Origin of the sequence: Eubacterium album, from assembly GCF_025336545.1 — a bacterium.
Lineage (GTDB): Bacteria > Bacillota > Clostridia > Lachnospirales > Lachnospiraceae > Eubacterium_U > Eubacterium_U album.
Genome location: NZ_JAODBU010000008.1, coordinates 46,087 through 59,339, shown reverse-complemented (window position 1 = coordinate 59,339; position 13,253 = coordinate 46,087). Strand labels below are relative to the sequence as shown.

Genomic DNA, 13,253 nt, shown 5'->3' with positions numbered 1-13,253 from the left:
CGTATAATGATATTTACGGATTGTTTCGCACTTCGTGCTTTCTCAATCCTAAAACATTTACTTTTATTGTATAATGATATTTACGGATTGTTTCGCACTTCGTGCTTTCTCAATCCTAAAAACATTCGGATTTCGCCCTATCGGGCTACTTCCTCATGTTTTACGGATACCATAAATGTGAGTTTTTTTGTGCAAGCACAAAAAACTCCCGCTTCGGTATCCTTATATCATTATACTCTATTATTTGTTTTTGAACAAGGTGAAAGGATTTTAAATATGAAAATTACACTCATTACTGTTGGTAAAATTAAAGAAAATTTTTATAGAGATGCAATTGCTGAATATTCTAAACGTCTTTCAAGATATTGCAAATTAAATATTGTTGAAGTTGCCGATGAAAAGACAATCGAAAACAGTTCCGATACAGAAATTAATTTAATTAAGGAAAAAGAAGCTGAACGAATTTTAAAGCACGTTCCAGACAACGCATATGTTATTACTTTAGAAATTTTAGGAAAGCAATTGGATTCCGTTGAATTATCTAAAAAGATTAATTCACTGGGAATAACCGGTGAAAGTCATATTATTTTTATTATTGGTGGTTCTTTAGGCTTACATGAAAGTGTTTCTAAACGTTCTGATTTTAAATTAAGCTTTTCAAAAATGACTTTTCCACACCAACTAATGCGTGTAATTTTATTAGAACAAATATATAGAAGTTACAGAATCATAAATAATGAACCTTATCACAAATAAATCATAAACAAAGTTTGCGACACTTCATTCTTAAATTTGACATTTGAAAACTAAATTTTATAAAAGTAAATTATTCTACACAAAAATATAAAAAGCAGCGAGCCTTAACTCACTGCTTTTTAGTATATATATATCAAAAATTAATCTTAAAATGATTTATATAAAACACTTTTATAATTCCATTAGTCTTTATAACACTTTTGATAAAAAGTCTTTTAATCTCTGGTTCTTTGGATGTTCAAATATTTCTTCCGGAGTACCTTCTTCAATTATTCTTCCCGCATCCATAAATATAACTCTTGTTGCAACTTCTCTAGCAAATGCCATTTCATGTGTAACAACAGCCATTGTCATTCCTCTGCGTGCTAAATCCTTCATAACACTTAAAACTTCACCTACCATTTCAGGATCAAGTGCTGATGTAGGTTCATCAAAAAGCATTACTTCAGGATCCATACACAAAGCTCTTGCAATTGCAATTCTTTGTTTCTGTCCACCTGATAACTGTTTTGGATACGCCTCAGCACGATCAGCTAAATTAACAACTTCAAGAAGTTCCTTTGCCTTAGCCTCGGCTTCTTCTTTGTTTTTAATTTTGAGTTTTGTTGGTGCTATAGTCATATTCTTCATTACAGTCATATGAGGGAAAAGATTAAAATGCTGGAATACCATTCCCATTTTCTGTCTGTGTTTATCTATATTAGTTTTCTTCCCTAAAAGATTTTCACCTTCAAATATAATTTCTCCATCTGTAGGTATCTCTAAAAGGTTTAAACAACGGAGCATTGTACTTTTACCACTACCTGACGGTCCAATAATAACTACAACTTCTCCTTCGTTAATTGTAAGATTAATACCATCTAAAGCTTTGATAACTTCACCTTTGTAGTATTTCTTTACATCTTTCACAACAATTAAAGGCTGACTATTATCTTTCATCATTTCTTAGTCTCCTTTCTAATCTTCCAACTAAATAAGTAAAGAACATTACCATTACCAAATAAATAACAGCAACTGTTATAAGTGGCATAAACGCACTATATGTTCTACTACGAATAATATCTCCACCCTTTGTTAAATCCTGGAGAGCAACATAACCTGCAACTGATGTTTCCTTTAATAAAACAATAAATTCATTTGCAAGGGCAGGTAAAATATTCTTAAATGCCTGTGGAAGAATAATATAAATCATTGTCTGAATGTAATTAAATCCTAAACTTCTTCCTGCCTCAAACTGACCTCTGTCAATTGCCATAATACCACTTCTAATTATCTCAGCAACATATGCACCAGAATTAATTCCAAATGACAAAATAGCAATAGGTACTTTATTATTTGATGTTGAAAAAATTACATAATACATAATCATTAACTGAACAACTACCGGTGTTCCTCTGATTACTGTTAAATAAATTTTTGCTACTAAGTTTAAAATCTTTAATACTGCCTTACCGACTTTAGATTTCATACTTTCATAATTTGTATCATAAGTAGAACGGATAATAGCTATTACCGAACCTAAAACAATACCTAAAATAACTGCAAAGAATGTAACTTCGAGAGTTATTTTCAAACCGTCAGTCAAATATTTCCAACGGTTATCCTTTATAAAATTAAGTACAAAATCATCTTTTATGTCAGCCATAGAAAAAGCTTTAATAATAAAATTCTCCATTGTTTCTCCTATAAAATATGTAATGCCCCCGCCCTTCGGTCAGCGGCTATTCATCGGAAACATTTACATAAAATGAACTACGTTCATTTTGTTTCCCCGTTACTAATTATTCAGCATTAATATATTTGTCAAGGATTTCCTGAACCTTTCCTTCATCCTTTAATTCTTTTAATGCTCCATTTATTTTTTCTGTTAATTTATCATTTCCTTTTTTAATAGCAATAGCATAATCTTCTGTTACATACTCTGTATCAAGAATTTTTAATCCTTCGTTTGCAGCTACAAATTCTTTTGCCGGCTGATTATCAATAACTACACAGTCAATCTTTCCTGCGATTAAAGCCTGAACAGCATCTGCACCTTTGTTAAATCTTTCAACTGTTCCTAATTTTTTACCTTCGATATCATCTGTACAATAAATATCACCTGTTGTTCCACTCTGTACACCTATTGAATGATTTGCCCCATCTGCAAATAAGTCATCAACTGTAGTAATATCTGAACCTTCTTTTACAATAACAACCTGAACACCTGTTGCGTAACTGTCCGTAAAGTTAACATTTTTAAGTCTGTCTTCTGTTACTGTCATTCCTGCAATACCAACATCTGCTTTTCCACTCTGTACTGCTGTAATGATTGAATCAAAGTTCATATCTTCAACCTGTAATTTAAGGTCTAATTTGTCAGCAATTGCCTGCGCTATTTCTACATCAATACCTGTAACTTCACCGTCATCTCCATAATATTCATATGGTGGGAATTCTGCGTTTGTTCCCATAATTAACTTGTCTTCATTAACTGTTCCATTAGCTGTTTCTGATTTTTTACTTCCACATGCTGTAAACATTGATACAGCTAAAATTGCTGAAAGTGCTACTACTAATACTTTTTTCATTTGAATTTCCTCCTAAATAATATGTATTGCCCCCGCCCTTCGGTCGGTGGCTATTCGTCGGAAACATTTACATAAAATGAACTTGGTTCATTTTGTTTCCTCCTATTTTTACAATAGGTTTATTATACTTAAGACAATATAATTTTGCAACTATATTGAACTTATCATATTAATCTGTTGCTAACTGATTATGTATTCTTTATTGGCAACTGTGCAAGAACAATTGCAGCAAACATACATATACAGCCATATATTTCACGCTGAGTCAACTGCTGATCTAAAATTAAAAGCCCTGCAATTGCAGATACAACTGACTCTAAACTCAAAATTAAAGATGCAACCGTTGGATTAACATTTCTTTGTCCTACAACCTGTAATGTATATCCAATTCCAGTTGAAACAATGCCTGCATACAATATCGGCTGCCATGCAGCTAATATATATTGAACCTGTGGCTGTTCTGCTGTCATCATAAACACACCACTTAAAATGCCACATACAAAAAACTGAACACATGATATTTTTACCGGATCTGCTTTTGTATTGAAATAATCAATTACCAAAATATGAAGGGCAAACATTAATGCACATATAATTTCATATATATCGCCTTTGACAATTGTAAATGAGTCAGAAGAAATCGACAACAAATAAATTCCTACAACTGCTAATACAACTCCAAGCCAAATATGTATTCCTGTTTTCTTTCTTAAAAACATAGTTGACAATACAGGTACTAACACTATGTACATTGCTGTGAGAAATCCTGCTTTTCCGACCTCAGTATATTGAATTCCTATCTGTTGAAATGTCATCCCACCAAAAAGGCATAATCCACAACACAATCCTCCAATAAATACTGCTTCCGTACTCTTTTTTGATTTCTTACTTCCTTTACCCATAACCATAATATATATGGCTAAAAATATGCCTCCGACAATACATCGGGAAAAGTTAAATGTAAATGGCTGAACAAAATTCATTCCAACACTCTGTGCTACAAATCCACTTCCCCAAATTATTGCTGTAAGAAGTAACAACAACGGATTAATTATTTTATCCTTCATAATTTTCTCCCAAAAACAAAAATAAATTTATACATACATATAGGGAGCCTCTATTGAAGCCCCCTTTGTCTTCATTAAATATTCGGAAGAGTGTCTATATATTCCCTAAACACTTTCCAATTTCCTTTTTTATATTGAGAAATATCTTTTTTCTTACTGTTGATTAGACATTCATTAAGTAAAAATACATCCATGCCAATTTCTAATGCACACATGTCTTCATCTACATCATTACCAACCATCAGACAATCTTCAGCATCCTTATCTAATGTCTTTAGCAAATGTCTGTAGTAATTCAGATTAGGTTTGCTAAAGCACGAATTCTCATATGTAGTAACATGCAAAAATTCATCCGGTTCAAATCCTGCCCAACTAAGTCTTTCATATGTTGCAACCTGCGGATATAAAGGATTAGTTGCTACAACAATCTGATATCCTTTACTTTTAAGTAAATCAACACATTCATTAGCAAGACTGTCAGGTCTTGTATTAAATCTTGCCACCTGAAAATCACTCTTGTAAAACTTAGTCATTTCTCTTTCTATCTTAATTCTTTTTCTACGTTCTAATTTTTTCCCGTCATCCGAAAAATATTTTTCAAAAACATTCCAAAAACATTCTTCATTTGTTATGTAGCCTTCGTTAGCAACCATGGCTTTTGTTCCGGCCCATAAACATTTTTTAATTTTCTCAGGATCAAATCCTAACGTTTCAAATCTTGACTCTAACGCCTTAAAATATGTATCCATAAAATCATCCATATTCATTGGTAAAAGCGTTCCGTCTAAATCAAACAGTACTGTATTCATATTTTTCCTTTTATTTATTCATCCCAATTGTGGAAAACTTCCTGTACGTCATCATCTTCATCTAATAAGTCGATAATTCTATTCATCTTCTTAATAGATTCTTCGTCAGTAAGTGTTACATAATTCTGTGGAATCATTGTAACTTCTGCTTCTGTCATCTTAACACCAGCTGCTTCTAATGCTTCTCTTACTGCACTAAATTCTTCAGGCTGAGTAAGAACTTCATAGCATTCTTCTTCATCTGAGAAATCTTCTGCACCTGCATCAAGTGCAATCATCATTAACTCATCTGCTTCCATATCACATTCTTCTTTGTCAATTATAATCTGACCTTTTTTATCGAACATAAAAGATACACATCCCTGAGTTCCAACGTTTCCGCCACCCTTAGTAAATGCATTTCTGACATTAGCTGCTGTCCTGTTTTTATTATCTGTTAACGCATCAACGATAATAGCTGTTCCGTTAGGACCATATCCTTCGTATGTAACTGATTCATAATTAACTGCATTAACGTTACCTGCAGCCTTCTTAATTCCACGTTCAATTGTATCGTTAGGCATATTGTTAGCCTTAGCCTTAGCAATAACATCACGAAGCTTACTGTTATTATCCGGATCAGCTCCGCCTTCCTTTACTGCAACTGCAATTTCTTTACCAATGATGGTAAACATCTTTCCTTTTGCTGCGTCATTTTTTTCTTTTTTATGCTTAATATTAGCAAATTTTGAATGTCCTGACATTTATATATCCTCTCTTCCGTATTTATAACTTATAACAGGATTTAATCCTGATTTTCATTGTGTCTTAATCAAAACACACACTATAAAAATATATCATTTTATCTATTATTAGTCAACTTTTGCAAATTATGTATTGAGTTCTAAACTTATAGCTAATGCCTCATTGACTGCACTTAAGATTTCATCATCTAAATGACATACCTTATCCTTCAATCTTTTTTTATCTATCGTTCTTAACTGTTCTAATAAAATAACTGAATCTTTTATTATATTATACTTATGCGAATCAACCTCAACATGAGTTGGCAGTTTCGCCTTATTCATCTTTGACGTAATTGCTGCAATAATAACAGTCGGGCTGTGTTTATTTCCTGTATCATTCTGAATAATAAGCACAGGTCTTATTCCACCCTGTTCTGACCCAATTACAGGTCTTAAGTCAGCGTAATAAATATCACCACGTCTAATAACCATATCCACACTCCAAAAAATAGATTGTGTTAACACAATTATATTATTCCACTTTTCAAAATGTGTATTCATTTTTGGAAAAATTTAATTATTTTACAGATCAACGTCATATCTGTCATCAAAGTAATCTTTTGTTCCAACTATTTTGTCATCTTTAACATAAACTCTTGGAATACGTTTGCTTAAGTCACATACAAATTCATAATTGAAGGTTCCTGCTAATGCTGCTAATTCATCAACTGTTATTTCTTCGTCTCCTTCTTTTCCAATAAGAGTTACCTTATCTCCTTCTTTAACATCCATTCCCGTAACATCAACCATAAATTGATCCATGCATACTCTACCCACAATATTTACTTTTCTGCCATTAATGAGTACATATCCTTTATTGCTAAGATTTCTCTGATATCCGTCCCCATATCCAAGTGGAATTGTAGCAATTTTCATATCATGAGGTGCTATATAAGTCTGTCCGTAACTTATTCCTCTTCCTTTTTTAATTTTTTTTACGTAAACTACATGACTGTGAAGAGATAATGCAGGATATAGTTTCATATTTTCACGGCTCATTTCATCTGATGGATACAATCCGTACATTGAAATTCCTGCTCTTGACAATGATAATGAAGTCTTTGGCATTTCCATCATTGCTGCACTATTTGCACACTGATGTATCGGAATCTTAACTCCATTTTTTTCTACTTCATCAACAAAATTTACAAACTCATCAAACTGCTTGTCAGCAAATGACTTGTCAACATAGTCTGCTTTTGCAAAATGTGTAAATATAGATTCTATTTTTATAAAAGGAAGTTTGTTTATTTCAACAATTTCTTTTACTGCATCACTTCCCGGAATATAACCAATTCTGCTCATTCCCGTGTCAACAGCAATATTAATCTTTACTTCTTTGCCAAGTTTTTGTGCGTGCTTTGATAATTTTGTTGCCATTTCTAAAGAAAAAATTGCTGGAATTAATTCTTTTTCTATAATCATATCGTACGATGATTCATCCGCATAACCTAATAAAAATGTAGGTTTATTAAGTCCATGATTTCTTAAATTATTGCCTTCATATGGAGTTGCAACTGCATATCCATAGCACAAATCATCAAGTGCTTTAGCTATAGGCACTGCTCCATGCCCATACCCATCTGTTTTTATTACAAGAACAACTCCTGTATTTTTATTAAGTCTTGTTTTCATCTCATATACATTTTTGTATATTGCATCCAGATTGATTTCTGCATAGCCCCTAAAATATTCTTCTTCACATATTTCTCTTTTCATTTTCTTCTTCTCCACGTTTATAAATTATTTGAATTTATATCTTTATCGTTTTTTATTACATTACAATTTCAAATTATCTCTATTATGTACAGTTTTAAATGAAACTTTATCATTATTGTGTCACAATTATTTACTGAGGCATAATATTTTTTATTTCCTCAATTATATCAGTAGCCATTATAGAGGCTTTAGGCATCTTTGTTGCTACCAAATCTCCGGCAATTCCATGAATGTATGGTGCAAGCGTTGTAGCGTTTTCTACATTGCACCCAATAGCCAACAATCCTGCAACAATTCCAGTAAGCACATCTCCCGAGCCTGCAGTCGCCATGCCACTGTTTCCTGTCATATTTATGTATATATCATCTTGCGTAACAGCAACGCTTCTTGCATCTTTTAGAATTCCATTTGCATTGTACATATAATTAATATTGAAAGCACTTTTTACAAGATTGTCCTTTATTTCATCTATCGTTTTATTTTCAAATCTGGCCATTTCGCCTAAATGCGGTGTCAATATTACATTCTTATGAAGCATTTTTTTTAGTTTAACATTTTGTGAAATAACATTAATTCCATCTGCATCTATTACCGTGTTCTTTCTGCTTTCAAGAACTGCTTCAACCATATTTTTTTGTATTCCACCCGTTCCAATTCCCGGACCAATTGCAATAACATTTGCCCATTCTATACAGGCATCTAAAGCCTTTTTGTCAAAATCATCTGTATCATATACATTTACCATTGCTTCAGGTAATAGTTTTTGTATTACTTCACGATTTTCCTTTGCAGTAAATATTCTTACCAGTCCGGCTCCTGTCCTAAACGCTGCCTTTGCACATAAAAACGCTGCCCCTGTTATATCTTTATTACCTGCTATAACAAGAAGTTTTCCATATGTACCTTTATTAGAATAATTCGGTCGTTTCGGAATTAGTTTTAAATCATCGCTTGTGTGGTATTTATAAACTGTTTCACACTTCTTATAGGAAACATCCGGAAAACCTATATTATCAAATGATAGTTTTCCACAATAATCTGCTCCTGGATAAAGAACTGCTCCAAGTTTAAGTTCTCCAAAGCATACAGTATAATCCGCTTTAACAGCCACACCCATCACTTTTCCTGTATCTGCGTTCAGGCCTGATGGAATGTCTACAGCATAAACTTTAGCCTTGCTTTGATTTATTGCTTCAATTAACTTTTTGTAATCGCCATCTACATTTCTTGATAATCCGACTCCAAATATTGAATCAACAATTACGTGTTTCTTATCCATTTCATCTCTTGTCAGTCTTGAAGCATCTTTGATTTCAATTCCAACTTTCTGTGCTATCTCAATCTGTGTTTTGAATTCCTGTGTTGCCTTATCTATGTTTCCCATAATATAAATGCAGGTGTTATATCCATCTATGTATAACATCCTGCAAACTGCAACGCCGTCGGCACCATTATTACCAGTTCCGGCAATAGCAATTACCTCACTGTTTTTATCTGTTGTTTCTTCAATTAAATCAGCAACACTCTTTGCTGCTCTTTCCATTAATACTAAACTTGGGATTCCAACTTCATTAATTGTATATTCATCAACCTTTTTCATATCCGTACCAGAAATTATTCTTTCCATAGTACTTCACCTCTTATTTATTTTTATTTGCTTTTTCTGATATTCTATATGTAAGTTTCATTAAGCTTTCTGATAAATGAACATTCTCAACTATTATGTCATCGCTAAATCCTAAATCAGTGTGAGCAAAATTCCAAAATGCCTTCACTCCACATTCGACTAATTTTTCAGCAATATCTGTTGCCGGTCCTTTAGGAAGTGCCAATGCCACAATCTCAATATTTTCATTTTTCACATAATCTATTATAGTAGAAATGTCTCTGATTTCAGTCCCATTCACTGTCTTTTTACCAATTAAATCTTTATTTTTGTCAAATAAAGCCGTAATTTCAAAACCTCTGTTTCTAAAATTTCCATAGTTTGCAATTGCCTGTCCAAGATTTCCTGCACCTACAATTATCATCTTATGCGTCACATCAAGTCCTAATAATTTTCCGATTTCATCATACAGATATTTAACATTATATCCGTACCCCTGTTGTCCAAACCCACCAAAATTATTCAAATCCTGTCGTATCTGAGAGGCCGTAACATTCATCATGTCACTTAATTCTTTAGACGAAACTCTTTCGACATCCTGCTGTATTAATTCATCTAAATATCTATAGTATCTTGGCAATCTTGTGATTACCGCCTTGGATATTTTTCTCATTTCCGTTCTCCTTCGTTATTTAACCACTTCAATTATATGTTTTAGGGCAAACATTGTCAAATATTTATCATTCTTTTTGACACTGTTCTTTTACAGTATTTCATTGATTGTTTTAGCTTTTCGTTTTATAATCTTACGTGGTATCAGCCTATTTTTGCTGATTATATAAAAACACTACAAACACAGGAGGATTCCTATGATTTTATCATGCAATCATATAAGCAAGGCTTATGGTGAAGAAGTTATTCTTGACGATTGCAGTTTTTTTGTAAATGACCATGAAAAAGCTGCCATTGTAGGCAATAATGGAGCCGGAAAGTCTACTATATTAAAAATAATAATGAATGAACTTTCATCTGATTCAGGGGATGTAATTATCGGAAAGGACAAGTCTGTTGGTTATCTTGCCCAATATCAGAATTTAGATACAGACAATTCTATATATGAAGAAGTACTTTCCGTAAAGCAAAATATTATAGATATGGAAAATAAATTAAGGGAATATGAATCCTTAATGGCAAACGGATGCGACAACTATGATGATATAGTTAACAGTTACACGAATCTACATCATCAATTTGAATTGTTAAACGGATACGCATACAAAAGTGAGGTTGATGGTACTCTTCGTGGACTCGGTTTTGAAGACAGTGATTTTAATAAAAAAATTTCAACTTTATCCGGAGGTCAAAAAACCCGTGTTGCACTATGTAAACTTTTAATTCAAAAACCGGATATTATTTTATTGGATGAACCTACAAACCATCTTGATTTAAATTCTATCAAATGGCTGGAAACTTATTTGTCTAACTATAACGGAGCTGTTGTAATCGTTGCCCACGACCGTTATTTCTTAGATAAGATTGTAACTAAGATTGTTGAAATAGAAAATACACACTGCCATGTTTACGATGGCAACTATTCAGCTTACGCTGTTAAAAAGAAAGAACTTAGAGAAGCAGCAATTAAACTCTATATCAAACAACAGGCTGAAATAAAGCATCAGGAAGAAGTCATTGCCAAGCTTCGCTCATATAAACAGGAAAAGTTTTATAAGCGTGCTGAAAGTCGTGAAAAAGCTTTAAGTAAAATGGAAGTAATCGATAATCCTGATACATATGAAAATGCCATGACTCTTAGACTTGAACCAAACTGTACGAGTGGCAATGATGTTTTAAGTGTTTCAAATTTAGCAAAGTCATTTGATAACAAATCATTATTTTCCGATATTTCTTTTGAAATTAAGAGATGTGAACGTGTTGCTCTTATCGGTGATAACGGAACCGGAAAAACTACAATTTTAAAAATTATAAACGGACTAATTGCTGCAGATAGCGGCTCTTTTACTCTCGGAACAAATGTTAATATCGGATATTATGATCAGGAACATCATACATTAAATGATTCAAATACTTTGTTTGATGAAGTGAGCGATTCTTATCCTAATCTTACAAACACAAAAATCAGAAATGTGTTAGCCGCTTTTATGTTTACAGGTGATGATGTATTTAAACGCGTAGGAGATTTAAGTGGTGGAGAAAAAGGTCGTCTTTCTTTAGCAAAATTAATGCTTTCAGAAGCTAATTTCATTATATTAGATGAACCTACTAACCATCTTGATATGGTTTCAAAAGAAATTCTTGAAAACGCATTAAACAATTATACCGGCACAATTTTTTATGTATCTCATGACAGATATTTTATTAATCAAACTGCCACACGTATCATTGAATTAACAAATAAAGCAATTGTAAATTATATTGGAAATTATGACTATTACGAAGAAAAGAAGGACGAACTTACAGCAATATATGCTCCAAAAGAAGAGCAAACTTCTTCTAATACTCCTTCTGCTTCTACTAATAAGCAAAATTATTTAGAAAGGAAAGCCGAACAGGCAAGGATTAGGAAGTTGAAAAATGATATTTTAAAAGTTGAAGAAAAGATAAAAGCTAATGAAGAGCGTTTAAATGAATTAGATGAACTTTTAGCTGACCCTGAAATTGCTAAAAACTCAGCTAAATTAAACGAAATCAGTAAAGAACAGGATAAAATTAGCGAAACTCTCGACGAGCTAATGGCTCAATGGGAAGAATTATCCGATTTACTTGACGAATAAACGGTTTATTTATTGTATTTTTCCTTATTATAAGTTAAAATATTTATAAGATTTTGGTCTCAACGGACCTCAAATTACATCAGGTTTTATCCTGATATCAGTAAAGGAGACTACTTATGGCTAACAAAAAAATTGTAGTTGCTTTAGGAAGAAATGCTTTTAGTGAATCATTTCCTAAACAACAGGAACGTGTAAAACTTGCTGCAAAAGCTATTGCAGATTTGGTAGAAGAAAAATATGATGTTGTTATTACTCACAGTAATGGTCCTCAGGTCGGAATGATTCAGACTGCAATGACTGAATTTTCAAGACTTGACCCTGACAGAACTGTTGCACCTATGTCAATCTGTAGTGCAATGAGTCAGGGATATATTGGATTCGATTTACAGAATGCAATTCGTTCAGAGTTACTTTCAAGAGGATTATATAAACCTGTAAGTACTATTATTACTCAGGTAAGAGTTGATCCTTTTGACAGAGCATTTAACGCTCCTTCTAAAGTTATCGGACGTCTTATGACTAAGGAAGAAGCTGAAAATGAGAAGAAAAAAGGTAACTACGTTGAATACGAAGAAGGCGATGAAGGCTACAGAAGAATCATTGCAAGTCCTAAGCCAATTGATATTTATGAAATTGATGCAATCAAGGCTTTAGTTGATGCTCATCAGTTAGTTATCGCAGCAGGTGGCGGTGGAATTCCTGTTCTTGAACAGCGTACAGGATTAAAAGGTGCCAGTGCTGTTATTGAAAAAGATTATACAGCAGCTAAACTTGCAGACATGTTAGATGCTGATGCTCTTATGATTCTTACATCAAGTGATAATCTTACAATTGATGTAGACGGAGAAGTTAAAGAACTCGGTACTTTAACTACAAAAGAAGCTGAAGAATTAATTGATAAAGGATACTTTGATCCTATTACTTCTCTTCCTAAGATTGATGCATCTCTCAATTTCGTATTAGCAAAGAAGGGAAGAAAGGCTATCATTTCTAACCTTGCTAAAGCTAAAGATGCAATCAGAGGAAAAATTGGTACTGTAATTGAATAACAGTCAATTTAATTAACAAATGTTTACAATATGCTCTCTACAAAATATACAATGCGTATTTTAGTAGCGGGCATATTATTTATTCAAAAATAATGTATAC

13 protein-coding genes are annotated in these 13,253 nt (G+C 32.8%); 3 read left to right on the top strand and 10 right to left on the bottom strand.

Annotated elements, in window-relative coordinates:
- Positions 1–276 precede the first annotated feature (276 nt).
- Positions 277–756 carry a 23S rRNA (pseudouridine(1915)-N(3))-methyltransferase RlmH gene (gene rlmH, locus N5B56_RS09055; protein WP_022089009.1) on the top strand — a complete coding sequence of 160 codons (480 nt, stop codon included), beginning with the start codon at positions 277–279 and terminating at the stop codon, positions 754–756.
- A gap of 189 nt (positions 757–945) precedes the next feature.
- On the opposite strand, the gene N5B56_RS09050 is transcribed toward rlmH, so the two are convergent.
- The 10 genes from N5B56_RS09050 to N5B56_RS09005 form a co-directional block, all read right to left on the bottom strand.
- On the bottom strand, positions 946–1,698 hold the full coding sequence (locus tag N5B56_RS09050) for an amino acid ABC transporter ATP-binding protein (RefSeq protein WP_336306365.1): 753 nt from the start codon (positions 1,696–1,698) through the stop codon (positions 946–948).
- Positions 1,685–2,431: an amino acid ABC transporter permease gene (locus N5B56_RS09045; RefSeq protein ID WP_022089007.1), complete on the bottom strand. Its 747-nt coding sequence runs from the start codon at positions 2,429–2,431 to the stop codon at positions 1,685–1,687. The genes N5B56_RS09050 and N5B56_RS09045 overlap by 14 nt, the downstream gene beginning before the upstream one ends.
- 106 nt (positions 2,432–2,537) lie before the next feature.
- On the bottom strand, positions 2,538–3,326 hold the full coding sequence (locus N5B56_RS09040; RefSeq protein ID WP_022089006.1) for a transporter substrate-binding domain-containing protein: 789 nt from the start codon (positions 3,324–3,326) through the stop codon (positions 2,538–2,540).
- 188 nt (positions 3,327–3,514) lie between these two features.
- Positions 3,515–4,393, bottom strand: coding sequence for a DMT family transporter (locus tag N5B56_RS09035; protein ID WP_260978778.1), 879 nt, complete (start codon positions 4,391–4,393; stop codon positions 3,515–3,517).
- 74 nt (positions 4,394–4,467) lie between these two features.
- Complete coding sequence (locus N5B56_RS09030; protein ID WP_147585971.1) at positions 4,468–5,202, bottom strand: HAD family hydrolase; 735 nt, start codon at positions 5,200–5,202, stop codon at positions 4,468–4,470.
- A gap of 14 nt (positions 5,203–5,216) precedes the next feature.
- Positions 5,217–5,945 (bottom strand): YebC/PmpR family DNA-binding transcriptional regulator, encoded by a 729-nt coding sequence (locus N5B56_RS09025; protein ID WP_022089105.1) that lies wholly within the window; start codon positions 5,943–5,945, stop codon positions 5,217–5,219.
- Positions 5,946–6,071: 126 nt separating this feature from the next.
- Entirely contained in the window at positions 6,072–6,419 is a 348-nt protein-coding gene (locus N5B56_RS09020; RefSeq protein WP_022089104.1) for a type II toxin-antitoxin system PemK/MazF family toxin, read from the bottom strand.
- A 90-nt stretch (positions 6,420–6,509) separates the two neighbouring features.
- Positions 6,510–7,706, bottom strand: a complete 1,197-nt coding sequence (gene alr / locus N5B56_RS09015) for an alanine racemase (RefSeq protein ID WP_260978777.1) — start codon at positions 7,704–7,706, stop codon at positions 6,510–6,512.
- Between the two features lie 130 nt (positions 7,707–7,836).
- Positions 7,837–9,333, bottom strand: a complete 1,497-nt coding sequence (locus N5B56_RS09010; RefSeq protein ID WP_260978776.1) for an NAD(P)H-hydrate dehydratase — start codon at positions 9,331–9,333, stop codon at positions 7,837–7,839.
- A 13-nt stretch (positions 9,334–9,346) separates the two neighbouring features.
- On the bottom strand, positions 9,347–9,985 hold the full coding sequence (locus N5B56_RS09005; protein WP_022089101.1) for a redox-sensing transcriptional repressor Rex: 639 nt from the start codon (positions 9,983–9,985) through the stop codon (positions 9,347–9,349).
- Positions 9,986–10,181: 196 nt separating this feature from the next.
- Between N5B56_RS09005 and N5B56_RS09000 the strand changes: the two genes are divergently transcribed.
- Complete coding sequence (locus N5B56_RS09000) at positions 10,182–12,104, top strand: ABC-F family ATP-binding cassette domain-containing protein (protein ID WP_260978775.1); 1,923 nt, start codon at positions 10,182–10,184, stop codon at positions 12,102–12,104.
- A 116-nt stretch (positions 12,105–12,220) separates the two neighbouring features.
- Positions 12,221–13,153 carry a carbamate kinase gene (gene arcC / locus N5B56_RS08995; RefSeq protein WP_117910174.1) on the top strand — a complete coding sequence of 311 codons (933 nt, stop codon included), beginning with the start codon at positions 12,221–12,223 and terminating at the stop codon, positions 13,151–13,153.
- Positions 13,154–13,253: the final 100 nt, after the last annotated feature.

Bases quoted from the DNA above. Each gene is read 5' to 3' on its own strand.
- rlmH (WP_022089009.1), top strand. From the start codon at position 277: ATGAAAATTACACTCATTACTGTTGGTAAAATTAAAGAAAATTTTTAT.
- N5B56_RS09050 (WP_336306365.1), bottom strand. From the start codon at position 1,698: ATGATGAAAGATAATAGTCAGCCTTTAATTGTTGTGAAAGATGTAAAG.
- N5B56_RS09045 (WP_022089007.1), bottom strand. From the start codon at position 2,431: ATGGAGAATTTTATTATTAAAGCTTTTTCTATGGCTGACATAAAAGAT.
- N5B56_RS09040 (WP_022089006.1), bottom strand. From the start codon at position 3,326: ATGAAAAAAGTATTAGTAGTAGCACTTTCAGCAATTTTAGCTGTATCA.
- N5B56_RS09035 (WP_260978778.1), bottom strand. From the start codon at position 4,393: ATGAAGGATAAAATAATTAATCCGTTGTTGTTACTTCTTACAGCAATA.
- N5B56_RS09030 (WP_147585971.1), bottom strand. From the start codon at position 5,202: ATGAATACAGTACTGTTTGATTTAGACGGAACGCTTTTACCAATGAAT.
- N5B56_RS09025 (WP_022089105.1), bottom strand. From the start codon at position 5,945: ATGTCAGGACATTCAAAATTTGCTAATATTAAGCATAAAAAAGAAAAA.
- N5B56_RS09020 (WP_022089104.1), bottom strand. From the start codon at position 6,419: ATGGTTATTAGACGTGGTGATATTTATTACGCTGACTTAAGACCTGTA.
- alr (WP_260978777.1), bottom strand. From the start codon at position 7,706: ATGAAAAGAGAAATATGTGAAGAAGAATATTTTAGGGGCTATGCAGAA.
- N5B56_RS09010 (WP_260978776.1), bottom strand. From the start codon at position 9,333: ATGGAAAGAATAATTTCTGGTACGGATATGAAAAAGGTTGATGAATAT.
- N5B56_RS09005 (WP_022089101.1), bottom strand. From the start codon at position 9,985: ATGAGAAAAATATCCAAGGCGGTAATCACAAGATTGCCAAGATACTAT.
- N5B56_RS09000 (WP_260978775.1), top strand. From the start codon at position 10,182: ATGATTTTATCATGCAATCATATAAGCAAGGCTTATGGTGAAGAAGTT.
- arcC (WP_117910174.1), top strand. From the start codon at position 12,221: ATGGCTAACAAAAAAATTGTAGTTGCTTTAGGAAGAAATGCTTTTAGT.